The organism is Arthrobacter sp. AB6, from assembly GCF_031844545.1.
GTDB lineage: Bacteria > Actinomycetota > Actinomycetes > Actinomycetales > Micrococcaceae > Arthrobacter.
The window spans coordinates 19128-42999 of record NZ_JAUZVL010000030.1; the positions used below are offsets into that span (position 1 = coordinate 19128).

Genomic DNA, 23872 nt, shown 5'->3' on the forward strand with positions numbered 1-23872 from the left:
TGTGGCGCGCGAATGGTGCTGCGCTGGTTGCTTGGGTACTGCCGCCTGGCGGTGGTTCAGGGGCATGGGAGCCGTCCGGAAACAGCGCCCACTCCTGTCCAACTCTAATTCACGCGCTTGGCGCCCGATAACTGTTGCCGTCACAAGGAAAGCGGTATCCCGCGCTGACCTGCGGCTTTTATCTAAAGTTGCTGGCTGTTGAACGTTAGGGAAGCATGGAGCGGGGCACAACGGTGCCCCCCACTTCGTCTGCAGCCTTGGGGAGCGCAGGTGTCTGCCCGCCCCCTTTCCCTCAACCTACAAAGGCTAGGCCCATGAACTTCCCCCTCACCCTGACCGTCGCCGACCGCCACAGCATGGACGCTGAGCTCGACGCCGCCGTTACGGCGGCCAAGGCCCATGCCCTCGCCGGGAAGCGCCACGGCATCCTGGTCACGCGCCTCGGCGTCGACAAGTTCACCGTGGCCCTCAGCGAGGCAGTCCCCTTCGGCCTCACCCGCGAACACCAGGCCTGGTAAGCCAGGCGGCCGTCCGCGTTGCCGGCGCCCAGCTTTCCCCGGTGCCGCGTTTTCCGGACCCCACTCCCCTCTCCCAACCCTTCTGATGCACAGCTGTGCATCAGAAGGGTTAGCCAACCGTGACCTTCTAATCGTTCCGTCCCGACGCATGGCCCGTTACTGTCGACAGCACCATCCGGGACAACGGAGAAGAGGCACGATGAGCATCGACATCGAGATTGGTACAAGCCTCAGCAATGAGGACGCAGCGCACTTTGCGGCCAAGACGGAAGCAATTACCTCAGCGATGCAGAGGGTGCGGGAAAGCCACGCGGCATACAGCTGGGCGTGGACGGACGAGATCCGTTGCCGGGGCTGCAACGCCAGCCTGGACATACCGCCGCTGGCCAGCACGAACGTGACCGCGGACAAGATCTTCCAGGCGCATCAGTCCGCCCAGCTTGATGCCCTCCTGGCTGCTTACGGACATCAGCACGGCGCGTCCAGTTAGCGGTACCAGCCCACGGAACGGTCGTAACTGGACACCAAGGCTCCCGTGCCTGGTACGCCGCTTCCGCCCGCCGGAAAGTAGATGGCTCCGAACTCGGCACCTTGGGCTTCGATCCGTTTCCGCGCCCAGGCCTGGGCCTTCGCAATGTCCTTTTCCGGGATGCTTTCCCGGGTGTTGCTGCCCGCGCTGAGATGGATGTCCAGCTGGTACTCCCCGGGCTGGGAGGCGCCGGCATGATGGCCGGGATCCCGCTCGTCGCGCCTGCTGACCATCACCTGCGCCAAGGCATGGAGGACGGACGGGTCCTTGGCCGTGCTGCCGTGCTGCTGTTGTTCCATCCGCAGCGCTGAAACCACGCTCTCCACGGTGTCCCCGTCGCTGACCACGTACGACGCTCCGGCGACGTCCGCCTCCGAGCCCCCAACGCTTTCCAAGTACTGCATAAATTGCTCGGAGCTGGACTGTCTCGAGTTCATGCACCCTCCCTGAGGGCTATTCGCGGCAAATGCCGACCCGCCCAACACTAGACCCATATGGGTCCCCTAAACGGGTGCGCCCGGGACTGATTGATTGCGGGCGGCGGCACGCCGGGGTTAATGCTGGCAGCGGAGTTGGCGCTGGCGCAGGTTGATGTGGCCATTGTGGGGCGGCGCCCCAACCAGCACTTCGCCGGAGCGCGGGCCGGCGGGCTTCATGTCAGCCACTTTCCCACCCGCAATCCCTACAGACTGGGCCTGTGGCAGAACCACTCGAACGCATCCTCACCGGCTGGGTGGCGGAGCTGGCCGTCACGTTCTACCGCGGATGCGAGGTGACTGGCCTCGCGCAGGATGGCACCGGCGTCGGCCTCCACCCCAAGGACGGCAGGACGCTGCGGGGGGACCACGTTGTGGGGTGCGACGGCGGGCAGGAGCATGTGGCATGGGTGGGTGGCGGAAGCGACGCCGGTCTCAGGGAGGCGCTGGGCAGGTGGTTCGGACCAGCTATGCCACGGGCTTCGGTGCCAAGCCCTTGACCCCCCTTTCGTTACGCCATGCTTCGGGCCGTGACCCCGTATTGCCCAGGGAGTCAGCGCGTTTCACCCTCGATTGAACAGCACGCTTACGGGTGGTTGGTTTGAACCACCGGCCCCGAAAGGAAAGAACAATGACGGAACACTTTGACCTCGCCCCGCAGCGCCTGCGCCACGTCCTGGGCCACTTCGCCTCCGGACTGACCGTCATCACCGCCGTCGCGGACAACGGTCCCGCGGGCTTTACCTGCCAGTCCTTTTCCTCGCTCTCCCTGGACCCGGCCCTTGTCACCTTCAGCCCTGCCCGCAGCTCCAGCACCTGGCCGCGGTTGCGCGACGCGGGCCGCTTCACCGTGAACATCCTGCCCGCGGAACACCGGCACCTGGCAGCCCGGTTCGCCCGTTCCGGCACCGACAAATTCGCCGGCGTCGACTACTCAGCGTCACCCCTGGGCAATCCTTTACTGGACCAGGCACTGGCCTGGGTGGATTGCGAACTGCAGGAGGAGTACGACGGCGGCGATCACACCATTGTGGTGGGTGCTGTCCGCGCCCTGGGGGCGCGGGAAGGCGCCGAGCCGCTCCTCTTCTTCAAGGGCAGCTACTTTGAAGGAGTGGAGTCCCGTGCCGGTCGGCTGGAAAAGGCGGCATGACGGGGCCATGTTCGCCCCTTCATGCTTTCCGTGGCCATGAATGGGCGGCTGCGCGGGGCAGATAGGGACAAAAGACCGTCCCGTCCGGAGGCTTCGCACACGGTCTGGATTGTTGCCCGGCGTGCCCCTTCAGCGTAGCTGATGGGGCTTCCCCTTCCTCAAGGCAACGAAGCCAGCAGAGCCTGGCCGCTCAGGAGGAATCCGCGGACCGGAAGGTGGCTCCGCCGTCGGTGGACACGACGAGCTTTTCGGCGCTCGCGGCCCAGATCCATGGCTTGCCATCAGCGCCTGTTACAGCTGTCATTGCCTGGACCTGGCCCTCGATTTGGCCGGTACGGGTCCAGGTTCTTCCGGCGTCGGCGGAGTAATGCACGGTCCCGCCGGGTTCGACGCCGACTACCTCCGTGGCGCTGGCGAAGGCGACGAACTGGACAACGGGGGCTGTGGCGTTTAGTTCCCAGGTTTTCCCGCCGTCGGTGGAGCGCTGGAGCCCTTCGCGGGTGGTGGCGAGAACAGTGTCGCCCGTCGGGGCGCCTGCCAGGACGGCCGGAACGAAGCCCGCCCTTGCCGGGGTCCAGGTTTTTCCGTCCGGGCTTGTTTGAAGCGTCCCATCGTAGGCGACGATGCCGGACGTGGTGGCGGCGAGGGCGTGGAAATCAGATTCGCCCTGACGGGAGAGCTGTTCCCATGTCTTGCCGCCATCGACGGACCTGATCAGGCCCATGGGGTTGGGCAGATCGGAGCCGGGGCCGGGATGTCCGGATGCGTAGAAGACACCTTGGCCAGCCGCTGCGGTAAAGCCCATCAGGTCGTTGGTGGCGCCAATTTTGGTGCCCGGTGGTTTGGTGACGTCAAACAGGCCTTCATGGGTGGCAAGCAGCACCTGGTTCGTCTTGCGGTTCACGCTCAGTCCGTGGACGTGTGAGCTGGGCAGCCCGGAGGTGGGGGTTGCCGGGGCAGAGCCGGCGCCCGGACTACCGGATGTGGCGCTTGGAATGCAGGCGGAGAGGGTAAGCAGGAGAGCAGCGGCGGTGAACGCGGCCAGGGGCCTGCCGGTTCCAGGATGCAGGTGCATGGGTCCTCCTTCGCGGTCACCGTTGCGTGCTCAAGACTATCGGCCCAGCGGCAGGGCACTGTCCGGTACAACGAGCCTGGGGCGGGTTCCGTTTCACCATGGTCAGCGGACCTGGGGTTGGGAGGGCGTTCAGGCCCTTGCGGTGCACCAAAGGCGGACATCACACTGGGGGCAACAATGGCGGCACCTCCTGAAAGGTATGGCTCATGGGGCGGCGATGGAGTGGTTCGGTGAGCAGGACAGCCCGTGACCGCTGACCATTCCTCCCACCACATGCACCGGGGAGCGGTGGCGCGGGGCGGAGCGGTTCCCGCCGGACCGGGCATCCGGGGCAGGATCCAGGCGCTATGGCACACTGTGGTCGGCGCCGTCGGTCTGATCATGGGGCTGTTGCCGCACGTTCTGCACCACATCGGCCTGCTCGCCGGGACTGCCCTGGCGGCAGGGTCTGGCGGCACGGCACTTTTCGGCGCCCTGGGGCTTCTGGCATCGGTTCCTCTGCTGGTCCGGCTTTACCGGCGGTTTGGCAGCTGGATCGCACCGGTGCTGGGACTGCTGGTTTTCGCCGCCATGTTTTCCCTGTCCGCGTTTGTCATAGGTCCCGCGATCAGCGGCACCGGGACGGACATCACCCCCGGACCGGTGCCCACCGTGGAACACACCGGAGGGCACACCGGCGGCCATTGAACGCCCGCGTTCGTGTGAGCGCCAGGTCATGGAGCACCGGGGAAATCTGTTTTCCTCGGACCATTTGACCCGCAGCTCCCCGTACCAGGCCCTCGCGGCCTTGGGCGCAGGGACTGCTGACGGTCCTTATCGCCGCCACCGCGGTGTACCTAGCCGCCCGGGCCAAGACCTTAGCCTCATTACGCAGACTATGCAGGCGGGCGCCCGCTGCCCCTCGCGAGGGCAGCCTGCTCCGCGGCGGCCAGCATGCCGGTAAAGGTCGCCGTCAGCATCTTGTCGATCAACGGCCCGGTGAACCGGCCAACGGGGCCACCGCGGGGTACGTACCGGTAGTCGAAGGTGGCCAACGTCCCGCCGCCATCGGGCTCGAGCGTCAGCGTGGACTCGGCCTGCTTGAACGGCACCAACGCGCTTGGTTGATTCCGTGTATCCATCCTGCGGCCCTCCTCCCACACGGTGACGGTTTCATCCATGCTGCCCACCGGCTTCAGGCCGACGCGGCGCCGGGCACCCACGCCGCTGGTCTTGCCGTCAATGGCTCTGGTGGCCCTGACGCCGTTCCAATGGCTCGCGAGATTGGGGAAGTCTGCAAACAGGGCCCACACGGAACCCGTGGATGCAGCCATGCGACGTTGCACCGTGATGTGACGTTCAGGCATGAGGACCACTCCAATGCTCAAAACCGAGGATAAGCCCCAGATTCCTCCCATGCGGCCGCGATTGCAACGGCCGAGGAATGGCCGCCCGGGCCAAGACCTCAGCCGGTTACTGTGTCGCCGTGCCGGTGGGCGACCTTCCATGCCCCGTCCTCGCGGCGGTAGATTTGCGTTGCCCGGAGCACGTAGCTGCGCGGTGCGCCGTCGACTGAGGCTGAAGTGTGTTCCAGTCCGGCCGTATATGCCATGTCGCCCACAACGTCGTACGCCAGCAACTCGAACCTGTACGCGGTGCAGTTGGAGAACTGCCTGGCAAGGCCCGTGAACAAGTCGTCCAGTTCCTGCTGCCCGAAGGCGTTGCGCCATGCGCCCAAAACACTCACGGGTTCGTTGCGGGACCAGAGTGCCCTGCGCGGGGCGGCATCACCGTTGTGGATAGCAAGTTCCGCATCGTGCAGATGGGTCCTCACCCAGTCCAAAAAATCGGTACGGTCGCTCATGCCACCAGTATGATCCCGGAACTCGGCCGCTGCGAGCTCTTTCTCCGGTCTGGCTGCGGTCCTCCCGCCACCTCAGCTGCTGAACGCCGTCGTCCTGGCAACGCCGTCGTAGCCGCCGGACGGTGCCTTGAGCCCGTAAAGGGCGCCGACGGTCGGAGCCACGTCCACCGTCCGCGCAGGATCAGAGGACGTCCGGCCGCGGAGCACCCGGGGGCTGCCGCCGGAGATGAAGAACGGGATGGGTTCGGTGGCGGGGTGGCCGTGGTTGCCGGGGATGGGGTTCGAGACAATGTAGGGGTCCGAGAACCGCCAGCCGGCACGGCAGAAGGCCACCAGGTCGCCGGCCTCCGCCCCCAGCCGCAGCTCGGCAGGTGCCTGCACCGACAGCACGCCGGGATGGGACTGGACCAGGGAACGCACTGCCTGGAGGCCGGCTGCCTTCTGCTCGGCCGGTCCGGTCCAGTACAGCAGGTCCGCACCGCCGTTCTGGGCCACGGTGACGGAGGACCGGAGGTCCGGCCGGGCCTGGAGGATCAGGTCCACCGAAACCACGTTGGTGGGCAGTGACCAGTCCATGGAGTGGTCCGCAAGCACCACCAGGACGCTGGACTCCCATTTGCCCGTATCAACCAGGTGGTCCACCAGCCGGCCCACCTGCAGGTCGGTGCCGGCGAGGGCTGTATTCCGTGCAGCCTGGAGCGTGGTCCCGGTCAGGTCCGAGTGCCCCATCCGGTCAACATCGCCAAGGTTGGTGAACGTGAAGTCCGGGTCGGGGCCGCTGACGATGGCCAGCAGCGCGTCCATGGTCGCGGCGTCCGGCGCGTGTCCTGTCACGGGCAGCAGGGGAGAGGGCTCCCAGCGGTAGCTTGCCCGTGTGCCGAAGATTCCGTAGAGGTACTTCTTGCTCAGGACGGAGGCGGTGGTGAAGCCGGAGTCGCGCAGGCGTTCAAGCAGCGTGGGAAAGCGGAGGTCGGTTTCGCGGTCCATGTCCCTGGCTGCCCCTTCGGCGGGATCGTAAACCGAGTTGGCGGGGACTCCGGACCTGTCCGGCCGGACGCCGGTCATCATCATGACGTGGTTCGGGATCGTCTCCATCACCGGCAGCGACCTGGCGGCAGGGAAGTTGGTGCCCGCCGCCCGCAGCGCGGCGAGCCGCGGGGTCAACTCAGGGGTGATCTCGTCCGGCCGGCAGCCGTCCACCACAAGGACATAGGTGCGCATCCGGGCGGTGCCGGGATTCGTCGCCGGGCCGGCCCATGCGGTGCCGGGCGCCGCTGAAAGGACGACGGCGGCGCTTCCGGCGCCGGCCAGGCGCAGGAACTGGCGGCGGTCCGGGTTCACAGCGCGCCGCCGGTTGCCGCGACGACTTTGCCGGTGCCGGCACCGACCCTGAAGGAGGTGGACAGCGTGGCCGCCGAGGCCTGCGCAGTCCGGTCGGCAAGGACGTACCAGTCCATCCGGACTCCCGCAGGAGTGACGTCCAGGACGGAGTAGCCGTGCGAGTCGAAGTCGAGGTACTTCACGTGGGGATTGGCCGTCCTGATGGCCGCCTCCACCGCCAGGGAGGAGCTGCGGGGTGGAGCGTTCAGTATGTCGTCGAGGTTGTCGCTGGTCACCGACGTGCAGACCAGTTCCGCCGCCACCGAATCGCCGGTGGTGGGGTATGTCAGGGGGTCGGCGGGGAGGTCGCAGGCCCACCCGGAGTGGATGTCGCCGGTGAGGAAAACAGTGTCCTTGATTGCCTGGTCCCGCAGGTGCCGGACCACCCGGCTCCGGTCCGCCTCGTAGCCGTCCCACTGGTCCACGTTGTAGGGGACGCCATCGACGGTGGTGCCGCCCATGAGCTTCTGGACCCCCGCCAGTTCGGCCAGGCTGAGCGTGGAGGGAACCCGGACGGGGGCAATCATCACCGGGTTGCCCACCAGCTTCCACTGCGGCCCGCCGGATGTAAGGTTGCCCAGCAGCCAGTCCATCTGCGCAGCTCCCGTGATGGTCCGGTCCGGGCTGTCCACCGCGGGGTCGAGCCCGTTGGCGGCCTGCTGGCTCCGGTAGGAACGAAGGTCCAGCATGGAGAGGCTGGCCAGGGCACCGAAATCAAGGCGGCGGTACAGCGGACCTCCGGGCTGGTAGCGCACGGGCATCCACTCCGCATAGGCCTGGTTTGCGGCCGCGCGGCGTTCGGCCCAGAGCCCTTCTGCGCCTTCGGTGTGGTTCTCCGCGCCACCGCTCCAGGCATCGTTGGCAGCTTCATGGTCGTCCCAGGTGACGATGAAGGGTGCAGCCGAATGCAGGGCCTGCAGGTCGGCGTCAGTCTTGTACTGGGCGTGCCGGCGCCGATAATGCGCGAGCGTGGTCATTTCGACGGCGGGCTCGTGCGGGCGGACGACGACGTCCCTCGCCTGGTATTCCCCGGGCGCGTACTCGTAGAGGTAATCACCGAGGTGGAGCACGGCGTCGAGGTCCCCTCGCTGGGCGAGATGGCGGTAGGAGCTGAAGTAGCCGGCCTGGTAGTTGGCGCAGGAGACGACGCCGAAGCGGAGCTGCTCCACCTGGGCTCCGGCCGCCGGTGCCGTCTTGGTCCGGCCGACGGCGGACACCCCGCGGCCCATCGTGAACCGGTACCAGTACGGTGTGCCTGGCTGCAGGCGGCCGGCGACCACCTTCACGGTGTGGTCACGCTCCGGCCCGGTCTTCACCGAGCCCTTTGAGACGATCCTGCTGAAGGCGGGATCTGCCGCCACTTCCCAGTTCACCGTTGCGGCCGGGCCGAGTCCGGAGCCAGGTGTGGCTTCCGGGCTGGGGGTCACCCGGGTCCAGAGCACCACGCTGTCCGGGTGCGGATCGCCGGAGGCAACCCCATGCGCGAACAGCGGATCAGCCGCCTGGGCGGGGCTCGAGACGAGGGGCGCCACTCCGGCGACGGCGGCGGCAAGGCCGCCTGCGCGGAGGACCTGGCGTCGAGTGGGCGATTGTCCGTACTGGCGGGTAACAAAAGGCATGTACTCCAGTATCAACGCCCCGTGTGGCGCATCCGGCGGATTTTGCCGGATGTTCACCGATTGTGCCACCAGAGTTCTCCCGAAGTTCCGCCTGGCCGCCGGAGCCCTGAGTCCGGGCTTCGGGTGTCAAGTCAGGCGCTCGCCGGGAATGCTTGCCAGATGCTCCAGTCGGACATCGTCCGGGGGCGCAGCACTTCCGCATTACGGATGACGGCGTCCACCGCGCCCATCCGATTGACCTGTTCCGCGACGTCGCGCGATTGCTCCAGGTCGGCCAAGTCCCCAACAACGGCGGCGGCGCCGCGGTCCAGGAGGTCATGGACCGCGGCAAGACGGGCAGTGCCGCGTACACGTACGGGTGGCCCTGCCAGGACCCGTTGTGCAATCAGATGTGCTTGCGCTGGCCAGCTATCAGGGCGTCACGCAGAGCATGTTTTTGGGGAGCGGCCGACGGCGGCGGCCCAAATTTTCCGGGGGCCCGCGGCTGAAGGTGGGCCAAAAGCGTGCCGTATGTGACGCCGTCGGAAGTGGAGCTACGGCAGCCGGCCGGGCCGCAGCAGGGAGGGAACGCCCGCCTGCCCGGGATCCAGCGGAACAGGGCTGACCAGGACCGCCGGGCCCCGGTGCAGGACGCCACCCGAAACAGCGCGGCAGCGGACCCCGCCCCTGCCGCGCATGGCGGCATGGCCCCCCGGAGCCAGCACCTCGTTCATCCAGGCGCAGGGATGCGCCGGGCGCCCGCCATGGAGCTGGACCCGGGACCCGCGCGATTCCAGCACAAAATCCTGCCCCAGCAGCGGGGCCAGGTGCGCTCCCCGGAGGATAACGTTCCGCCGGGTGGCCAGAGGATCGAACGGCCCGGCGCCGAGTTCTGCCGCCATTGCTTCGAGGGCCTCGACGGCGAACAAAGTCACCGCGGCGTCCATGTGTGCGGCCTTGCCGAAGAAGCGGTCACCCACGATGCCCTTGCCCGCCACAACCTCCGCGCTCGCCGCGTCGGCGGTGGGGACATTGGCGGCGCCGTCCCGTGCCCGCCCGAAGTAGGCGTGCCCCGGCGACACCAGCAGGTGCAGGATCTCGACGTCGTAGCTATAGGTTTCGCCCATTCCAGCCTAAGAACTCAGATACGCGGCCAGGTGCTTGCCGGTGAGCGTCGAGGCATCAGCCACCAGCCCAGCCGGCGTGCCCTCGAAAACGATCCGGCCGCCGTCGTGCCCTGCTCCCGGACCCAGGTCGATGATCCAGTCCGCGTGGGCCATCACCGCCTGGTGGTGCTCAATGACAATCACGGACTTGCCGGAGTCAACCAGCCGGTCCAGGAGGCCCAGCAGGTTCTCGACGTCGGCAAGGTGCAGGCCGGTGGTGGGCTCGTCCAGCACGTAGACGTCGCCCTTCTCCGCCATCTGCGTGGCGAGCTTGAGCCGCTGGCGCTCGCCGCCGGAGAGCGTGGTGAGCGGCTGGCCGAGGCTGAGGTAGCCCAGCCCCACGTCGTCGAGCCGGTCCAGGATGGTCCGGGCCGCCGGCGTTTTGGCCTCGCCCTCCGCGAAGAAGGCGGCAGCTTCCGTCACGGACATGGCCAGCACGTCGGCAATGTTCCGGCCGCCCACCTTGTACTCCAGCACCGCGGCCTGGAAGCGGCGGCCCTCGCAGTCCTCGCACGGGGACTCCACCGTGGCCATGACGCCCAGTTCGGTGAAGATGACGCCGGCGCCGTTGCAGGTGGGGCAGGCGCCCTCGGAGTTGGAGCTGAACAGTGCGGGCTTGACGCCGTTGACCTTGGCGAACGTCTTGCGGATGGGCTCCAGCAGGCCGGTGTAGGTGGCAGGATTGCTGCGGCGGGAGCCGCGGATGGCGCCCTGGTCGATCACCACCACGCCCCCGCGCTTGGCCACCGAGCCGTGGATCAGCGAACTCTTGCCCGAACCGGCCACCCCGGTGACCACCGTGAGGACGCCCAGGGGGATGTCGACGTCGACGTTCTGGAGGTTGTGGGTTGACGCGCCGCGGACCTCCAGGGCCCCGGACGCCGTCCGGACCGTCTCCTTCAGGGAGGCGCGGTACCCGAGGTGGCGCCCGGTGATGGTGTCGCTGGCCCGCAGACCATCCACCGTGCCCTCGAAGCAGACCTCGCCGCCTTTGGTGCCGGCCCCCGGACCGAGGTCGACGGCGTGGTCCGCGATGGTGATCATTTCCGGTTTGTGCTCCACCACCAGGACGGTGTTGCCTTTGTCCCGCAGCTGCAGCAGGAGCTGGTTCATCCGTTGGATGTCGTGGGGGTGGAGCCCGATGGACGGCTCGTCGAAGACGTAGGTGACGTCGGTGAGCGAGGACCCGAGGTGCCGGATCATCTTGGTGCGCTGGGCCTCGCCGCCGGAGAGGGTGCCGGCCGGCCGGTCCAGGCTGAGGTAGCCCAGGCCGATGTCGGAAAAGGAGTCGAGCAGGTGCTGGAGGCCCTTGAGCAGGGGAGCCACGGAGGGGTCCCTCAGGTCCCGGATCCACCCGGCGAGGTCGCTGATCTGCATCTGGCACAGCTCGGCAATGTTCTTTCCGTTGATTTTTGAGGACAGCGCCTGATGGGTCAGCCGGGTCCCCTTGCACTCCGGGCAGGTCTGGAACGTCACCGCGCGTTCCACGAACCGGCGCACGTGCGGCTGCATCGCCTCCGGATCCTTGGACAGCATGGACTTCTGGATCTTGGGGATGATCCCCTCGAAGGTCAGGTTGACGCCCTCCACCTTGATCTTGGTGGGCTCCGCGTAGAGCATCGTGTCCAGCTGCTTCTTGGTGAACTTGGAAATCGGTTTGTCCATGGGCAGTGCCATGCCCTCGAACAGGCGCCCGTACCAGCCGTCCATGGAATAGCCCGGAACAAGCAGCGCGCCCTCGCTCAGGGACTTTTCGTCGTCGTACAGCGCTGTCCGGTCGATGTCGCTGACGTTGCCCATCCCCTCGCACCGCGGGCACATGCCGCCGAGGTAGACGGCCTGCTGGACCACGGCCCTTTCCACCCGGCCGCCCTTCTCCGTGGACATCACGCCGCTGGCCTTGCGCGTGGGCACGTTGAAGGAATAGGCGGTGGGCGGGCCCACGTACGGCGAGCCGAGCCTGCTGAAGAGGATGCGGAGCATTGCATGGGCGTCGGTGGCCGTCCCCACGGTGGAGCGCGGGTTGGCGCCCATCCGCTCCTGGTCCACGATGATGGCCGTCGTGAGCCCTTCCAGGAAGTCCACCTCGGGGCGGGCCAGCGAAGGCATGAAGCCCTGGACGAAAGCGCTATAGGTTTCGTTGATCAGGCGCTGGGACTCTGCGGCGATGGTGGCGAACACCAGGGAGCTCTTGCCGGAGCCGGAGACGCCGGTGAATACGGTCAGCCGGCGCTTGGGCAGCTCGACGCTGATGTCCTTGAGGTTGTTTTCCCGCGCGCCCTGCACGCGGATGAGGCCGTGGGTGTCAGCGATGTGCACGCCGTTTGTTTCAGTATGGGTCCCGGTGTCCGTGCTCATGCGTCTCCCTAGGCTTGCTGCGCTTACTGCTGCTGGTTGATGCGGACGGTGTTTCCTGCCGGGTCGCGGAACGCGCAGTCGCGGATTCCGTACGGCTGGTCCACCGGCTCCTGGACGACGTCGGCCCCGCTTGCCTCCACTTTTGCGAAGGCTTCGTCCACGTCCGGTGCGGAAAGGATGACGGTGGCGTAGGTGCCCTTGGCCATCATCTCCGCGATGGTGCGCCGCTCGTCGTCAGTGATGCCGGGGTCAACGGCCGGCGGGTGCAGGACGATGGACACGTCCGGCTGGCCGGCGGGTCCCACGGTGATCCAGTGCATGGTGCCGCGCCCAACGTCGTTGCGGACTTCGAAGCCCAGGGCATCGCGGTAGAACGCCAGTGAGGCGTCCGGATCGGTGTGCGGAAGGAAGCTTGAGGAAATGCTGATGTTGTTCATGGCAGCCATGCTAGTTGCGGCTCCGGCGCGGATGCTTCTCGATTCCTGACCGGTCTGGTGACCTGTTTCGCCACGCACGCAGGGATGCCCGCCGTCGTCATCGCCGCCTCCTGTTTGTACACGCTGGGCGGCATCCCGACGAGTTCCGTGAAGCGGGTGCTGAACGTCCCCAGTGAGGAACAGCCGACGGCGAAACACGCCTCCGTGACGGAAAGGTCGCCACGGCGAAGGAGCGCCATTGCCCGTTCGATGCGCCGGGTCATCAGGTAGCTGTAGGGGCTTTCCTGGTAGGCGAGCTTGAACTGCCGGCTCAGGTGCCCGGCCGACATGTGGACTCCGCGTGCCAGGGATTCGACGTCCAGCGGCTGCGCGTACTCCCGGTCGATCCGGTCCTTGACGCGGCGGAGGTCCCTGAGTTCGCGCAGGCGGGCATCGGAGACGGGGCTGGTGGTCACCTTTCAGATGGTGCTACGGAGCTGGGGAGTTGTCCAGAGGGCGAAAGCCCGGGCTGCGGGCGACAAAGAGCAGGCTCCCCTGCAGAGTATGATTATCCCGCCGACCAACAAATGAGGTCCTCGCCCGCTTGCGGGCTCGAGTAAACGGTTTGTCCGGCAGCCTGATCCAGCCAGCAGTGGCCTCCGGCAAAAGACACCCCGAAAACCCCGTCAACAACCTTGCCCGGCCTCTGCCTGCCGGGCGCCACCCTTGAGAGGTCTCCATGGAACTGCTGTGGGAAATCGCCGGCTGGGCCGGTGCGGTTGCTATCCTCAGTGCCTATCTTGCCGTTTCCATGGGCTGGATGAAGGCCGGCAAAGGCTTCCAGACTGCCAATCTTTTCGGCGCCGTTGCCTTCATCATGAACGGCACGGTCCACGGGGCCTGGCCTTCCGTGGTGACGAACGTGGCCTGGTTCCTCATTTCCGCCGTCGCGCTTGTCCGCATGCGGCAGGCGGGCCAGCCGCCGGTGATGCCCGAAGACGCTCCGCAGGTCCAATTCCCGGGCGTCCCGGACACCACCGGTCAGCTCGCTGTTGTTGAAGTACTTACTGGTTCCGTCCACGGCGACGACGACGGGCGCCGCCCCCTTCGCTGACGGCACGGCACTCGCCGCCCGATGAACAACGGAAAGGCCTAGGAAGCAGCTTCCTGGGCCTGGAGTGCGTCCACGTCATTGGCCAGGACGGCCAGTTCCACGCTCGCCGGCCGCTCAACGGTGCTGTTGATGCGTACTGCCGTGCCGCTGTGCGCTGACTCGAGCACGGATTCCATGACGTCCAGGGCGTGGTAGGCCATGGCCCCGCCCGCCCGGGGCTCAGCGCCCTCAGGGGTGGAAGCCAGGTCTGCGATGCCGAAGCCTCTGCCGGAATCGACGTAGCCGGCGGACACCGGAAGGGTCTCCCAGTCCTCTGCCCCGAGCGAAAACAGCTGGACGTCGCCGTCGAAGTGGTTCGGGTCCGGCACCACCAGGGACCCCAGCTCCCCGTGGATCTCGATGTTGGGCGACTTGGACTTCACGGCGTCGAAGCTCATGAACAGGGTGGAGAGCGCACCGGAGGCGTGGACCAGGACGCCGGTGACGTGGGAATCGATGTCAACGGGGACCTTCTCGCCCTGGCGGGGTCCGGAGCCGATGGTTCGTTCGTTCCGTGTGTGGCTGGCGGCGCCGATGACCGAGACGACGGGGCCCAGCAGGGTAACGAGGGCGGTCACGTAGTACGGGCCCATGTCCAGGAGCGGGCCGCCGCCGGGCTGGTAGTAGAAGTCCGGGTTGGGGTGCCAGCGCTCATGCCCCGGGGTGACCATCGTGGCGCTCGCCGAGATGGGTGCGCCGATCAAGCCGTCGTCGATTGCCTTGCGCGCGGTCTGGATGCCGGTCCCCAGTACCGTGTCCGGCGCGCAGCCGACGGCGACGCCCGCCTCGCGTGCCGCGTCCAGCACCTGGCGTGCCTCGGCAGTGGTGGCGGCGAGGGGCTTCTCGCCGTACACGCTCTTGCCGGCGGCAATGGCCTTCAGCGCCACCTCGGCGTGGGCGGCGGGGATGGTCAGGTTCAGCACAAGTTCGACGTCGTCCGCGGCGAGGAGTTCGTCCACGGACATGGCGCGGACACCCTCGTACTCCTCCGCCACGGCCTGGGCGCGTGCGGGGTCCAGGTCCGCCACGGCCACCAGGTCGATCTGTCCGAGTTTGCGGAAGTTGGTGAGGTACTGCGCGATGATGGCTCCGCAGCCAATGATTCCGACTTTCAACGGCTTGCCCACAGCAGGCCCCTTTCGATGATGGTGCGGACGTTGGCGTCCTGGAGGATTTCGACCCGGTGGCCGGGGGTGGCGACAAAGATGCGGCCTTTGCCCCACTGGCGGGTCCAGATGGCCGGTGACGTGACTTCGCGGTTCCAGGGGTCCCACTCCCGGACCTTCTGGGTGGTGGTGGCCAGGACGTCGATGTAGTCGTCGGAGAGCACCCAGTACTGCTCGGTGACCAGGTCGAAATCGGAGATGCCCATGGTGATCGGGTGTTCCGCGGCGGCCGGGAGCATGTTGACCGTGTAGGGGACGTAGTTGTCCGACTGCTCGCCGACGCACTCGTCCGGGTGCTTGCCGGGATGGCAGGCGAACTGGCCGCCGATCAGGTGCAGGTAGTCAGAGTTGTTGCGGTATGAATCGGCGATGCCGCCGTGCCAGCCGGCCAGGCCGGTGCCGTTTTCGACGGCGGTCCGCAGCCCGGCGAACTCGTCCTTTTCGATGGTGGTCATGGTCATGCACTGCATGATCAGGTCCACTCCTGCCATGTATTCGGCGTCGGCATAGACCTTGGGGGATTCCTCGACGCGGACGTCGTAGCTGTTGTCCTTGAGGTAGGGGATGAAGAGTTCCGTGGCCTCGTACGGCTGGTGGCCGTCCCAGCCGCCGCGGACCACCAGGGCGTTCTTGCGTTCTGTCATGTCGGGGTTTCCTTTTGTTTGGCTGCCGGCACCGGAGGGCCGGCCAAAAATGGGTCAGCGGCTGGCGAAGGCGGCGTCGAAAGCGGCTGCAGGAGGCGCGATCCGGGCGAGTTCCTTGACCATGGCCAGCGCCTGCGGTGCGCCGACGAGCCGGTCCATCCCGGCGTCCTCCCACTCGATGCTGGTGGGGCCGTCATAGCCGACGGCGTTAAGGGTCCGGAAGATCCGGTTCCACTGGACGTCCCCGTGCCCTGCGGTGACGAAGTCCCAGCCCCGCCGGGGATCAGCCCAGGCCAGGTGGGAGCCCAGGCGCCCGTTGCGGCCATCGAGCTGGCGGACCGATTCCTTGACGTGGACGTGGAGGATGTGTTCTGCGAAGTCCTGCAGGAACATCACCGGGTCCAGGTCCTGCCAGATGAAGTGGGACGGATCGAAGTTAAGCCCAAAGCTCTTGCGGTGCCCGATTGCCTCCAGGGTGCGCTGGGCGGTCCAGTAGTCGTAGGCAATTTCGGACGGGTGGACCTCCAGCGCGAAACGGACCCCCACCTCGTCGAAGACATCCAGGATGGGGTTCCACCGGTCAGCGAAGTCCTGGTAGCCGGCGTCGATCATTGCCTGGGAGGCGGGCGGGAACATGGCCACGGCCTTCCAGATGGAGGAGCCGGTGAACCCAGTCACGGTCTTGACCGCCCAGGCGCGCGGCTGCCCGTGCTGTGTCCTTCATGGATTCTGCGGCCCTGCGGCGGACCCCTTCAGGATCGCCGTCGCCCCAGATTTCAGCGGACAGGATCCCCTGGTGCCGTTCGTCGATGGGGTCATCGCAGACGGCCTGGCCGGTGAGGTGGTTGGCGATGGCGAAGACCTTAAGGTGGTTCTTCTCAAGGATGTCCAGCCGGCCCTGGAGGTAGCTGTCGTCCTCCGCCGCGCGGCGGGGGTCCAGATGGTCGCCCCAGCAGGCGATCTCGAGCCCGTCGAAGCCCCACTCGCCGGCGAGCCGGGCCACCTCCTCGAACGGCAGGTCGGCCCACTGGCCGGTAAAAAGCGTGATTGGTCGTGTCATGGTGTTCCTTCTCCTGTGTTCACGTTCCTAGACCTTCTGCCACTGGCTGGAGTTCGCGGCGCTGGACTCCACCGCCGCGAGGACCCGCTGAACCTGCAGGGCATCGGCAAAGGACGGTTCGGGCTGGCGGCCTTCACCGATCGCGGTGACCAGGTCCACCACCTGGTGGGTGAAGCCGTGCTCGTAGCCCAGTCCGTGGCCGGTGGGCCACCAGTTGCCGACGTACGGGTGCTCGGGTTCGGTGACGAAGATTTTCCGGAAGCCGGCGTCCGGGGATTCGGCGGCGTCGTAGAAGGACAGCACGTTCATGTCCTCGAAATCGAAGGCGAGGGAGCCTTTGGTGCCGTTCAGTTCCAAACGCATGGCGTTCTTGCGTCCCAGCGCGTACCGCGTGGCTTCAAAGACGCCGATCGCACCCGCGGAAGCGCCGCCGTCGAACCTTGCGCTGAAAATGGCGGCATCGTCCACGGTGACCTTCCCACGGGGCGCGTCACCACTGAGGTCGCCGTGGCCGCCCAAGCCCACGAGGTCGCCGGCCAGCGGGCGTTCCGGGACAAACGTTTCGAGCAGCGCCGAGACGCCGGTGATGCTCTGGCCGGTCACCCACTGGGCGGCGTCAATGCTGTGCGCCCCGATGTCGCCGAGGGACCCTGACCCGGACTTGCTCTTGTCCAGCCGCCAGGTCATGGGCGCATTGGCGTCGGAGAGCCAGTCCTGTAGGTACTGGGCCCGGACGTGGCGGATCTCGCCCAGCCTGCCCTGCTCCACGAACCGTTTGGCCAGCGCCAGCGCGGGGGTGCGGCGGTAGCTGAAGCCGCACATGGACATGACTCCCTGCTTGGCAGCGGTCTCCGCCGCGAGGGCCATCCGCTCGGCTTCCTCCACGGAGTTCGCCAGCGGCTTCTCGCACAGCACGTGCTTTCCGGCCTCAAGGGCTGCGATGGCGATCTCGGCGTGGGTGTCGCCGGGGGTGCAGATGTCGATCAGGTCGATGTCGTCGCGCTCGATCAGGCGGCGCCAGTCCGTCTCCACGGAGTCCCAGCCCAGCTTGTCCGCGGCTGCCTTGGCGGCGTCTGCGTTCCTGCCGGCCACGGCGGTGAGTTGGGGCTGCAACGGCAGGTCGAAAAACCGGGGTGCGGTGCGCCAGGCGTGCGAGTGGGCTGCGCCCATGAAGGCGTAACCCACCATGCCAACACGCAGGGGCTTGGGTTGTGTCATCGGAAGTCCTTTCTATTTGCTGAAGCCGGCGGTCAGCCCGCTGAGCAGCTGCCGGCGGGCGACGACGTAAATCACCAGGAGGGGGAGGGTCGCCAGGACAACCGAGGCGAGGACGGCGGGAATGTTGACGCTGAACTCGCCCTGGAACGTCCAGAGTGAGAGCGGCAGGACCCTGGTTGACGGGCTCTGGGTCAGTATCAGCGGGAAGAGGAACCCGTTCCAGACGTGGAGGGCGTTGTAGATGCCCACGGTGATGACGGCCGGCTTGGTCATCGGGAGGGCGAGCCGCCACATCATGGCCCAGTCCGAGCAGCCGTCCAGCCGCATGGACTCGAACAGTTCGTTGGGCACGTCCCGCAGGAAGTTGGACAGGATGAGGACGCTGACGGGAATGGCGAAGGCGACGGACGGGAGGATCAGCGCCAGCAGCGTGTCATACAGGTGCGCCCTGGTGATCATCCAGTAGATGGGGATGATGGTGGCGTGCAGAGGGATGGCGAGGCCAAGCAGGAAGAGGTTGTTCGTCAGGCTCAGGAACCGGCTCCGGCCGCGGACGATTGCGTAGGCGGCCATGAAGGACACGAGCAGGGCCGGGAACACTGTGCCGAGGGTAACGATGAGGCTGTTCGTGAAGTACTGGACGAAGTTGTTCTCCAGGACCAGCTTGTAGTTGTCCAGGGTTGGTTCCGTTGCCGGAAGCATCGGGTTGGAGGTGAAGAACCCGGCCTGGTTCTTGAAGCTGGTGATCACCACGTAGTAGATCGGGACGATGATGATCGCCAGCCATAACCAGCCGCCCAGCCCTCCGAGGAGGTTGGGGCGCTGCCTCCCGGGCCCCTTGGTCCGGGGAGCCGGCTTTGCTGCAATGCTGCCGGCTGTCGGGGAGGGAGGAACGGGGAGTTGGGTCGTGGAGGCCATCAGGCACCTTCCAATTGGCTTGCGTTGCGGTTTTTGCCGCCCAGCCGCTGCAGCAGGAGCGCCAGTCCCAGGCCGATGACGATGAGGATGACGCCGAGGGCGCTCGCGGCGCCCATGTCATTGGCTTTGAATCCGGTCAGGTACATGTGCAGTGGCAGCAGCCGGGTGCTGTAGCCGGGCCCGCCGCCGGTCAGCACGAAGATGAGGTCAAAGTAGGCGAGGCTGCCCACCACCATCAGCGTGGATGAGGTGATGACGGTGTACTTCAGCTGTGGCAGCGTGATGTTCCAGAACTGGCGGAAACGTCCCGCACCGTCGATTTCTGCGGCTTCATACAGGGATGTTGGGATCTGGCGCACGCCGCCCTGGTAGATCAGGGTGTGGAAGGGGACAAACTGCCATGCGATCACGAAGACCACCACGAACAGCACCAGGTCCGAGTTGCCGAGCCAGTCCTGGGTGAGGATGGGCAGGTTGAACCCGGGTCCCAGGCCGAAGTTGGGATCCAGCAGGGCTTTGAAGGCAATGGCAACGGCTGCCGATGAGAGCAGCAGCGGGAGGAAGTACAGGACGGCCAGGGCAGCGCGGTATTTCTGTCCCCCGGCCGTGAACACGCCCAGCAGCAGGCTGACCGGCGCCTGGACGATGAACGAGAAGAACATGATCTTGGCTGTCACCACCAGTGCGTTGCCCGTGACCGGATCCGTCAGGACCGTGGTCCAGCTGGACAGGCCCTCGAGCTTGATCTCGCCCAGGCCGTTCCAGCTGGTGAAGCTGAGGAAGACCACGCCAAGGAGCGGGATGACGGCAAAGGCCAGGAAGAAGATCAGGGCCGGTGCTGCGAGCCACCCCGAGGGGCCCGCGTCGCGGACCCCCCGGTTTGCAGAGCTAAGGGCTGCCACGGTCTCCTACTTTCCGATCGTGGCGTTCATGGTGGTGACGAACTGCTCCGGGCTGATCTTCTTCAGGAAGACCTGGTCCAGGTTGGACAGCATCGCGTCACCCTGGGCCGGGCTGAGTGCCTGGTCCCAGGAGAGCGTGAAGCTGGGGGCGTTCTTGGCCATGCCGTAGACGAAGGTCAGGAAGTCCTTGTCCGGGGAGGCCGCGAGCTTGTCCTCGAGACCCTGCACCACCGGCACGGCGCCCGAGCTGATCAGGGCATCAGTGTTGGAGCCGGTGAACATGCCGTCCTTGACGTAGTCAAGGGCGGCCTGTTTCTGGGCGTCCGTGGCTTTGGAGGAGATGGACCAGAAGTTGGAGGGGTTGCCCACAACGTTCGCAGGATCGCCCTTGCCGCCCGAAACCGTCGGGAAGGTGGTGTAGCCGAGCTTGCCGCTCTTGACGAAGTCGGCGGCGTCCTTCTTCATGCCCTGGTAGATCCAGCCACCCTGCAGGATCATGGCGGCCTTGCCGGTGTACATCAGCGCCTGGTCGGCATTGCTGTCAGCGGCAATGGAGGAGAAGCCGTTGATGAACCCGCCGGCGTCAACCAGTTCCTGGATTTTGGTAAGCGACTCAACCACGGCGGGGTCGGACCAGGCGCCGGGCTTGTTTGCTGCGATGTTCTCGAAGACTTCCGGCCCGCCGATGCGTTCCACCAGGTACTCGAGCCACATCAGGTCCGGCCATTTCGACTGGCCTCCCAGCGAGAAGGGGGCGATGCCTGCGTCCTTGAACTTCGGCACGAGGGCCATCAGTTCGTCCCAGGTCTTGGGCGGCTTGGCACCGACCTTCTCGAAAACTTCCTTGTTGTAGTAGAGGACTACGGGCTGGACGTTGTTATTAGGCAGGGCGTAGGTCTTGCCGTCCACCTCGCCGTTCTTCAGGACGGACGGAAGGTACCGGTCCTTGATGTCGGGGTTTTCCTTGATGAAACCGGAAAGGTCAGCCACCTGCCCTGCATCCACGTACGACTTCAGCACCCCGCCGCCCCAGCCATAGATGAACGTGGGGCCTTCGCCGGCGCCCACGGCGGTCCGGACCTTTGTCTTGTAGGCATCATTGGCGAAGAAGTCCAGCTTGATCGACTTCTCCGGGTTCGCCTTGTTCCATTCGTCCACCGACTTCTGCAGGACGGGCTGGTTGCCTCCAGTGAGTCCCCACATCGTCGCCGAGTCACTGCTCACATTGGTGCCGGCAGGACCTGCTGAACCACAGGCGGCCAGGCTGATCGCCATTCCGGCGGCGGAAACTGCCAAGAGTGCCGAGCGCAACTTTCGAATCTTCATTTCGCATCCGTTCATCCTCCGGGCTCAACGCTGGGACCCGGTAGCGTATGGAAGCGGACTTTCGCGCCTCGGTTTCGAGCCGGCATGTCCGCATTCGTTCAGTAGTTGACCGCGGCAGTCTTTCGAAATATTTCGAAAAGTTGCGGTCAGTGGGGTAAACCTAGCGGTGAGTGCCGTCACAGTCAAGGAATTTCTTCGCTAGGCACCAGTCCGCACTGCGTGTTGTCTTCTGTTCTCTGTTGACGCGTCCTTATAGGCAAGGGCATGATTGACTTCTCGAAATGTTTCGAAAGACGGGAATCAACTTGACTACCACTGCCCAGCCGGAAAAAACCACCCTGGCAGCTGTTGCACTGCGGGCAGGAGTCTCGGCGCCCACAGTTTCCAAGGTTGTCAACGGGCGCGAGGACGTTTCGTCCGCCACCCGCGCGAGGGTGCTCGCCGCGCTGGAGGAACTGGGGTACCAGTCGCCGCTGCAGCGCAGGACGGCACTGCCGGGGCATACCGTCGTCGAAGTCATTTTTGACGCGCTGACCTCCGCCTATGCCGTGGAGATCCTCAACGGGGTGCTGGAATATGCGGGGGCCAGCGACGTAGAGATCATGATCAGCGTGACCAGCCACCTGGGCGGCGCCACCCTGAGCCCGGAGCGGCGGGCCCAGCGCATGGTTGAAGCCGGACGCAGCGGCATGATCGTGGTGACTTCGGCCTTCAGCGCCGCCCAGCTGCATGCGTTCAGGCGCCGGAAGATTCCGGTGGCCGTCATCGACCCGCTGAATCCTCCGCAGGCGGATGTGGTGAGCGTCGGTGCCACGAACTGGGCGGGCGGCAAGGCTGCCACGGAGCACCTGCTCCAGCTTGGGCATTCACGGATCGCGTACCTGGGCGGCCCGGAGGCGGCCGAATGCAACCAGGCGCGGCTGCACGGCTATATGGCCGCATTGATGGCGAAGGGCGTAGCAGTGAACCCTGCCTACGTTATCCCGGGACGCTTCCGCGCCGAGCATGGAGTGCTGGGACTTAAGAAGCTGCTGGACCTCGCCGAACCCCCTACAGCGATTTTCGCCGCCAGCGACAGTATTGCGCTCGGGGTTCTCAGTGAAGCGCGCAAGAACGGCCTCCGGGTCCCCGAAGACCTTAGCCTTGTGGGGTTCGACGGAACGTACCAGGCGGAGGAGTCCATTCCGCCCCTCACCTCCGTGTCACAGCCGCTGCAGGAGATGGGCCGCACTGCGCTGCGGGCCGTGCTCCGGCAGCTGCACGGTGAAGCGCTTGACTCCCAGCGCGTGGAGCTCGCGACGCACCTGGTGGTCCGGGAGTCGACCGCAGAGCTGAAACAGCGTTAGCGCCGGGCTGCGCGCCGCGCCCTACTTTTTCGTCAGCCTGTAGCGCTCGATCTGCCTCAACCGCCGCAGCAGGCTGTCCCGCCTGGGGTGCGGTACGGCGTCGGCCGCTTCTGCGGTGAGGTCGATGTGCCTGGTGCCGTACTGCCACAGCAGCAGGTCGTCGAGCAGCCGGTCGGGCCCGGGAGAATAGCGGTGGTCCAAGGCTTTGCGGACCTCGGTGATGCGGTTGGCGCTGAGGAGCCCGGCCAGCTGCATGGTCTGGTTCAGGCCGTGGGCTGCGAGGAGTTCGGCGGCCCAGCCCCAGTCGTCGTCCACCTTGCGGTCAACGTGGGGGAGCAGGGTGCGCCAGACGTCGCGGATCCGGTTGGGTGTCAGCGGAGCAGCACCTTCGCCGTCGGCGTCCCAGAAACTGCGGACTTCCTCGTAGCGCTCGTGCAGGTCGGCGAACGCGGTTTCCACTGTTTCCAGCATGGCTGCGGTGGCGGTGAACTGCCGGTCGAAGTGGGGTGTCCAGGCCCGCGGGTCCTCGGCCTTGAACCGGATGTCATGCTCGATCTCGCTCCACGCGTGGGCGAAAATGGTCCGGATCTGGCATTCGAAGAAGTAGCTGCCGTTGGGCACGGCATCCGGGTTGAAGACCGACTGGTACTCCTTGACGGCCTCGTTCTGGATGGTGCGCAGGATCAGGTGCCGGCTGGAGTATCCGTAGGTGCCCGATTCAATGGAGCCGATGTCCTTTTCCCGGTCCCCGCGGCAGTCGAAGAGCTGCCGCTGGTGTTTGATGATGTTGGCCACCAGGGCATTCTCTGCGGGCAGTTTGGTGATCACGCGGATGCCCACCATGTCATTCAGGGTCCGGAACGGGTCCGGGAACTTGAGGGCAGGGGGCGCGCCAGGCTCCAAGGGTTCCTCGATCCGGGAGATCTTCTCCTTGAACGATTCCACGGTCTTGGTGCGGCCCGTGACGAACAGGGGCGTGACCTCGGAGTCCTTCAGCATGTCCCGAAGGGTCAGCAGGACGTCGCGGGTGACCAGCTTCAGGGCAGGGCGGACCCGCTCATAGATCTCCACGTTCTGCTCCACGGATTCGCGGAGGCTCGCGTCCAGGCTGTCCCAATGACTCGGCATGGTTCCAGCTTACGGCGGAGGCCCGGCCGTGATCCGCGCACCGCCTTCGCGCCATCATTATGTTGCCTGGTGCCGGCTTGCGATTCCATCGAGTGCTCCGTACCTGCCGTTTTCACGTCCCAAAAGGGCCGGTACGGAGCACTCGATGAAGGGGAGGCGTGCCCGGTGGGGTCCTCAGGCGCCCGGAGGCTGGTACTTGATCTCGGCCGCCTTCTGCAGGGCCTCCATGGTCTCTTCGACGCTCATCAGCACCGTGGTTTGGAACGAACTCAGGGCCCCGCCCCCGCTGATGGCCAGTGCCACCGCCGCCATGGACACGTTGTCCGGCGCCTCCCAGAGGTTGTAGCCGTCGTGGCTGCCGAAGGCGTACCAGAACCCATGGAGCTTTCCGCCCACCGATTCGATGTACGCCTGCGCGGCTTTCCGCCGGTCCTCCGGGTTGTTGATCAACCGGCCCCAGGTCTCCGGCGTGTAGCTGAACCTTGACAGATAGAGCGGCATT

At 66.1% G+C, this 23872-nt stretch carries 27 protein-coding genes and 1 pseudogene; 8 read left to right on the top strand and 20 right to left on the bottom strand.

All coding sequences use genetic code 11. The features are described from left to right. The first annotated feature begins 314 nt into the window (after nucleotides 1-314). Nucleotides 315-518: a hypothetical protein gene (locus Q9R30_RS17800; RefSeq protein ID WP_104996321.1), complete on the top strand. Its 204-nt coding sequence runs from the start codon at nucleotides 315-317 to the stop codon at nucleotides 516-518. A 199-nt stretch (nucleotides 519-717) separates the two neighbouring features. Beyond that, nucleotides 718-1008: a hypothetical protein gene (locus tag Q9R30_RS17805; RefSeq protein ID WP_104996322.1), complete on the top strand. Its 291-nt coding sequence runs from the start codon at nucleotides 718-720 to the stop codon at nucleotides 1006-1008. Here the strand turns inward: Q9R30_RS17805 and Q9R30_RS17810 are convergent. After that, a complete protein-coding gene (locus Q9R30_RS17810; protein WP_311218417.1) occupies nucleotides 1005-1484 on the bottom strand; it encodes a hypothetical protein in 480 nt (159 codons plus the stop codon). The two genes, Q9R30_RS17805 and Q9R30_RS17810, sit on opposite strands and share 4 nt — an antisense overlap. 90 nt (nucleotides 1485-1574) lie before the next feature. Here Q9R30_RS17810 and Q9R30_RS17815 point away from each other — a divergent pair, with 90 nt between their 5' ends. The 3 genes from Q9R30_RS17815 (at nucleotide 1575) to Q9R30_RS17825 (ending at nucleotide 2673) form a co-directional block, all read left to right on the top strand. Then, nucleotides 1575-1823, top strand: coding sequence for an FAD-dependent monooxygenase (locus tag Q9R30_RS17815; RefSeq protein WP_396136743.1), 249 nt, complete (start codon nucleotides 1575-1577; stop codon nucleotides 1821-1823). Next, nucleotides 1745-2023 carry an FAD-dependent monooxygenase gene (locus Q9R30_RS17820; RefSeq protein WP_311218419.1) on the top strand — a complete coding sequence of 93 codons (279 nt, stop codon included), beginning with the start codon at nucleotides 1745-1747 and terminating at the stop codon, nucleotides 2021-2023. The genes Q9R30_RS17815 and Q9R30_RS17820 overlap by 79 nt, the downstream gene beginning before the upstream one ends. Nucleotides 2024-2154: 131 nt before the next feature. Beyond that, the gene (locus Q9R30_RS17825) at nucleotides 2155-2673 is read left to right on the top strand and encodes a flavin reductase family protein (protein WP_104996324.1); all 519 of its coding nucleotides are present in this window, start codon (nucleotides 2155-2157) and stop codon (nucleotides 2671-2673) included. A 190-nt stretch (nucleotides 2674-2863) separates the two neighbouring features. Here Q9R30_RS17825 and Q9R30_RS17830 read toward each other — a convergent pair whose 3' ends face one another. Next, nucleotides 2864-3748: a F510_1955 family glycosylhydrolase gene (locus Q9R30_RS17830; RefSeq protein WP_104996325.1), complete on the bottom strand. Its 885-nt coding sequence runs from the start codon at nucleotides 3746-3748 to the stop codon at nucleotides 2864-2866. A 246-nt stretch (nucleotides 3749-3994) separates the two neighbouring features. Between Q9R30_RS17830 and Q9R30_RS17835 the strand changes: the two genes are divergently transcribed. Beyond that, nucleotides 3995-4435, top strand: a complete 441-nt coding sequence (locus Q9R30_RS17835) for a hypothetical protein (RefSeq protein WP_311218420.1) — start codon at nucleotides 3995-3997, stop codon at nucleotides 4433-4435. A 188-nt stretch (nucleotides 4436-4623) separates the two neighbouring features. Here the strand turns inward: Q9R30_RS17835 and Q9R30_RS17840 are convergent, their stop codons facing one another. The 9 genes from Q9R30_RS17840 to Q9R30_RS17880 form a co-directional block, all read right to left on the bottom strand. Further along, nucleotides 4624-5094, bottom strand: a complete 471-nt coding sequence (locus Q9R30_RS17840) for an SRPBCC family protein (protein ID WP_311218421.1) — start codon at nucleotides 5092-5094, stop codon at nucleotides 4624-4626. A 98-nt stretch (nucleotides 5095-5192) separates the two neighbouring features. After that, nucleotides 5193-5591 carry a nuclear transport factor 2 family protein gene (locus tag Q9R30_RS17845; RefSeq protein WP_311218422.1) on the bottom strand — a complete coding sequence of 133 codons (399 nt, stop codon included), beginning with the start codon at nucleotides 5589-5591 and terminating at the stop codon, nucleotides 5193-5195. A 72-nt stretch (nucleotides 5592-5663) separates the two neighbouring features. Further along, nucleotides 5664-6932: an alkaline phosphatase family protein gene (locus Q9R30_RS17850; RefSeq protein WP_311218423.1), complete on the bottom strand. Its 1269-nt coding sequence runs from the start codon at nucleotides 6930-6932 to the stop codon at nucleotides 5664-5666. After that, a complete protein-coding gene (locus Q9R30_RS17855; RefSeq protein ID WP_311218424.1) occupies nucleotides 6929-8590 on the bottom strand; it encodes an alkaline phosphatase D family protein in 1662 nt (553 codons plus the stop codon). The genes Q9R30_RS17850 and Q9R30_RS17855 overlap by 4 nt, the downstream gene beginning before the upstream one ends. A gap of 131 nt (nucleotides 8591-8721) precedes the next feature. Next, complete coding sequence (locus Q9R30_RS17860) at nucleotides 8722-8868, bottom strand: hypothetical protein (protein ID WP_311218425.1); 147 nt, start codon at nucleotides 8866-8868, stop codon at nucleotides 8722-8724. Nucleotides 8869-9123: 255 nt separating this feature from the next. Continuing rightward, nucleotides 9124-9696 carry an MOSC domain-containing protein gene (locus Q9R30_RS17865; protein ID WP_104996338.1) on the bottom strand — a complete coding sequence of 191 codons (573 nt, stop codon included), beginning with the start codon at nucleotides 9694-9696 and terminating at the stop codon, nucleotides 9124-9126. Nucleotides 9697-9702: 6 nt separating this feature from the next. After that, on the bottom strand, nucleotides 9703-12093 hold the full coding sequence (locus Q9R30_RS17870; protein WP_311218426.1) for an excinuclease ABC subunit UvrA: 2391 nt from the start codon (nucleotides 12091-12093) through the stop codon (nucleotides 9703-9705). A 23-nt stretch (nucleotides 12094-12116) separates the two neighbouring features. Beyond that, nucleotides 12117-12539: a VOC family protein gene (locus tag Q9R30_RS17875; protein ID WP_311218427.1), complete on the bottom strand. Its 423-nt coding sequence runs from the start codon at nucleotides 12537-12539 to the stop codon at nucleotides 12117-12119. Continuing rightward, entirely contained in the window at nucleotides 12527-12985 is a 459-nt protein-coding gene (locus Q9R30_RS17880; RefSeq protein ID WP_311218428.1) for a helix-turn-helix transcriptional regulator, read from the bottom strand. Before Q9R30_RS17880 ends, Q9R30_RS17875 begins: the two co-directional genes overlap by 13 nt. Before the next feature lie 263 nt (nucleotides 12986-13248). On the opposite strand from Q9R30_RS17880, the gene Q9R30_RS17885 reads away from it, so the two are divergent. Beyond that, complete coding sequence (locus Q9R30_RS17885) at nucleotides 13249-13623, top strand: YgjV family protein (protein WP_104996342.1); 375 nt, start codon at nucleotides 13249-13251, stop codon at nucleotides 13621-13623. A 38-nt stretch (nucleotides 13624-13661) separates the two neighbouring features. On the opposite strand, the gene Q9R30_RS17890 is transcribed toward Q9R30_RS17885, so the two are convergent. The 7 genes and pseudogenes from Q9R30_RS17890 to Q9R30_RS17920 all read right to left on the bottom strand — a co-directional run bounded on the left by Q9R30_RS17890 (nucleotide 13662) and on the right by Q9R30_RS17920 (nucleotide 20896). Next, nucleotides 13662-14789 carry a Gfo/Idh/MocA family oxidoreductase gene (locus tag Q9R30_RS17890; protein WP_311218429.1) on the bottom strand — a complete coding sequence of 376 codons (1128 nt, stop codon included), beginning with the start codon at nucleotides 14787-14789 and terminating at the stop codon, nucleotides 13662-13664. Next, complete coding sequence (locus Q9R30_RS17895) at nucleotides 14774-15472, bottom strand: ThuA domain-containing protein (protein ID WP_311218430.1); 699 nt, start codon at nucleotides 15470-15472, stop codon at nucleotides 14774-14776. The genes Q9R30_RS17890 and Q9R30_RS17895 overlap by 16 nt, the downstream gene beginning before the upstream one ends. A 54-nt stretch (nucleotides 15473-15526) precedes the next feature. Then, a pseudogene (locus Q9R30_RS17900) lies at nucleotides 15527-16532 on the bottom strand (sugar phosphate isomerase/epimerase family protein). 27 nt (nucleotides 16533-16559) lie between these two features. Then, a complete protein-coding gene (locus Q9R30_RS17905; RefSeq protein ID WP_311218431.1) occupies nucleotides 16560-17750 on the bottom strand; it encodes a Gfo/Idh/MocA family oxidoreductase in 1191 nt (396 codons plus the stop codon). A gap of 12 nt (nucleotides 17751-17762) precedes the next feature. Then, nucleotides 17763-18668 carry a carbohydrate ABC transporter permease gene (locus Q9R30_RS17910; protein WP_311218432.1) on the bottom strand — a complete coding sequence of 302 codons (906 nt, stop codon included), beginning with the start codon at nucleotides 18666-18668 and terminating at the stop codon, nucleotides 17763-17765. After that, on the bottom strand, nucleotides 18668-19570 hold the full coding sequence (locus Q9R30_RS17915; protein ID WP_311218433.1) for a sugar ABC transporter permease: 903 nt from the start codon (nucleotides 19568-19570) through the stop codon (nucleotides 18668-18670). The genes Q9R30_RS17910 and Q9R30_RS17915 overlap by 1 nt, the downstream gene beginning before the upstream one ends. 6 nt (nucleotides 19571-19576) lie before the next feature. After that, the gene (locus Q9R30_RS17920) at nucleotides 19577-20896 is read right to left on the bottom strand and encodes an extracellular solute-binding protein (protein ID WP_311218434.1); all 1320 of its coding nucleotides are present in this window, start codon (nucleotides 20894-20896) and stop codon (nucleotides 19577-19579) included. A 305-nt stretch (nucleotides 20897-21201) separates the two neighbouring features. On the opposite strand from Q9R30_RS17920, the gene Q9R30_RS17925 reads away from it, so the two are divergent. Then, complete coding sequence (locus tag Q9R30_RS17925; protein WP_311218435.1) at nucleotides 21202-22242, top strand: substrate-binding domain-containing protein; 1041 nt, start codon at nucleotides 21202-21204, stop codon at nucleotides 22240-22242. Nucleotides 22243-22263: 21 nt separating this feature from the next. Here the strand turns inward: Q9R30_RS17925 and Q9R30_RS17930 are convergent, their stop codons facing one another. After that, nucleotides 22264-23370 carry a GTP pyrophosphokinase family protein gene (locus Q9R30_RS17930; RefSeq protein ID WP_104996351.1) on the bottom strand — a complete coding sequence of 369 codons (1107 nt, stop codon included), beginning with the start codon at nucleotides 23368-23370 and terminating at the stop codon, nucleotides 22264-22266. Between the two features lie 174 nt (nucleotides 23371-23544). Then, complete coding sequence (locus Q9R30_RS17935; protein WP_104996352.1) at nucleotides 23545-23871, bottom strand: GYD domain-containing protein; 327 nt, start codon at nucleotides 23869-23871, stop codon at nucleotides 23545-23547. Nucleotide 23872: the final 1 nt, after the last annotated feature.

Bases quoted from the DNA above. Each gene is read 5' to 3' on its own strand.
- Q9R30_RS17825 (WP_104996324.1), top strand. From the start codon at position 2,155: ATGACGGAACACTTTGACCTCGCCCCGCAGCGCCTGCGCCACGTCCTG.
- Q9R30_RS17845 (WP_311218422.1), bottom strand. From the start codon at position 5,591: ATGAGCGACCGTACCGATTTTTTGGACTGGGTGAGGACCCATCTGCAC.
- Q9R30_RS17920 (WP_311218434.1), bottom strand. From the start codon at position 20,896: ATGAAGATTCGAAAGTTGCGCTCGGCACTCTTGGCAGTTTCCGCCGCC.
- Q9R30_RS17935 (WP_104996352.1), bottom strand. From the start codon at position 23,871: ATGCCGCTCTATCTGTCAAGGTTCAGCTACACGCCGGAGACCTGGGGC.
- Q9R30_RS17865 (WP_104996338.1), bottom strand. From the start codon at position 9,696: ATGGGCGAAACCTATAGCTACGACGTCGAGATCCTGCACCTGCTGGTG.
- Q9R30_RS17875 (WP_311218427.1), bottom strand. From the start codon at position 12,539: ATGGCTGCCATGAACAACATCAGCATTTCCTCAAGCTTCCTTCCGCAC.
- Q9R30_RS17895 (WP_311218430.1), bottom strand. From the start codon at position 15,472: ATGACAGAACGCAAGAACGCCCTGGTGGTCCGCGGCGGCTGGGACGGC.
- Q9R30_RS17910 (WP_311218432.1), bottom strand. From the start codon at position 18,668: ATGGCCTCCACGACCCAACTCCCCGTTCCTCCCTCCCCGACAGCCGGC.
- Q9R30_RS17905 (WP_311218431.1), bottom strand. From the start codon at position 17,750: ATGACACAACCCAAGCCCCTGCGTGTTGGCATGGTGGGTTACGCCTTC.
- Q9R30_RS17870 (WP_311218426.1), bottom strand. From the start codon at position 12,093: ATGAGCACGGACACCGGGACCCATACTGAAACAAACGGCGTGCACATC.
- Q9R30_RS17810 (WP_311218417.1), bottom strand. From the start codon at position 1,484: ATGAACTCGAGACAGTCCAGCTCCGAGCAATTTATGCAGTACTTGGAA.
- Q9R30_RS17855 (WP_311218424.1), bottom strand. From the start codon at position 8,590: ATGCCTTTTGTTACCCGCCAGTACGGACAATCGCCCACTCGACGCCAG.
- Q9R30_RS17830 (WP_104996325.1), bottom strand. From the start codon at position 3,748: ATGCACCTGCATCCTGGAACCGGCAGGCCCCTGGCCGCGTTCACCGCC.
- Q9R30_RS17800 (WP_104996321.1), top strand. From the start codon at position 315: ATGAACTTCCCCCTCACCCTGACCGTCGCCGACCGCCACAGCATGGAC.
- Q9R30_RS17840 (WP_311218421.1), bottom strand. From the start codon at position 5,094: ATGCCTGAACGTCACATCACGGTGCAACGTCGCATGGCTGCATCCACG.
- Q9R30_RS17805 (WP_104996322.1), top strand. From the start codon at position 718: ATGAGCATCGACATCGAGATTGGTACAAGCCTCAGCAATGAGGACGCA.
- Q9R30_RS17885 (WP_104996342.1), top strand. From the start codon at position 13,249: ATGGAACTGCTGTGGGAAATCGCCGGCTGGGCCGGTGCGGTTGCTATC.
- Q9R30_RS17930 (WP_104996351.1), bottom strand. From the start codon at position 23,370: ATGCCGAGTCATTGGGACAGCCTGGACGCGAGCCTCCGCGAATCCGTG.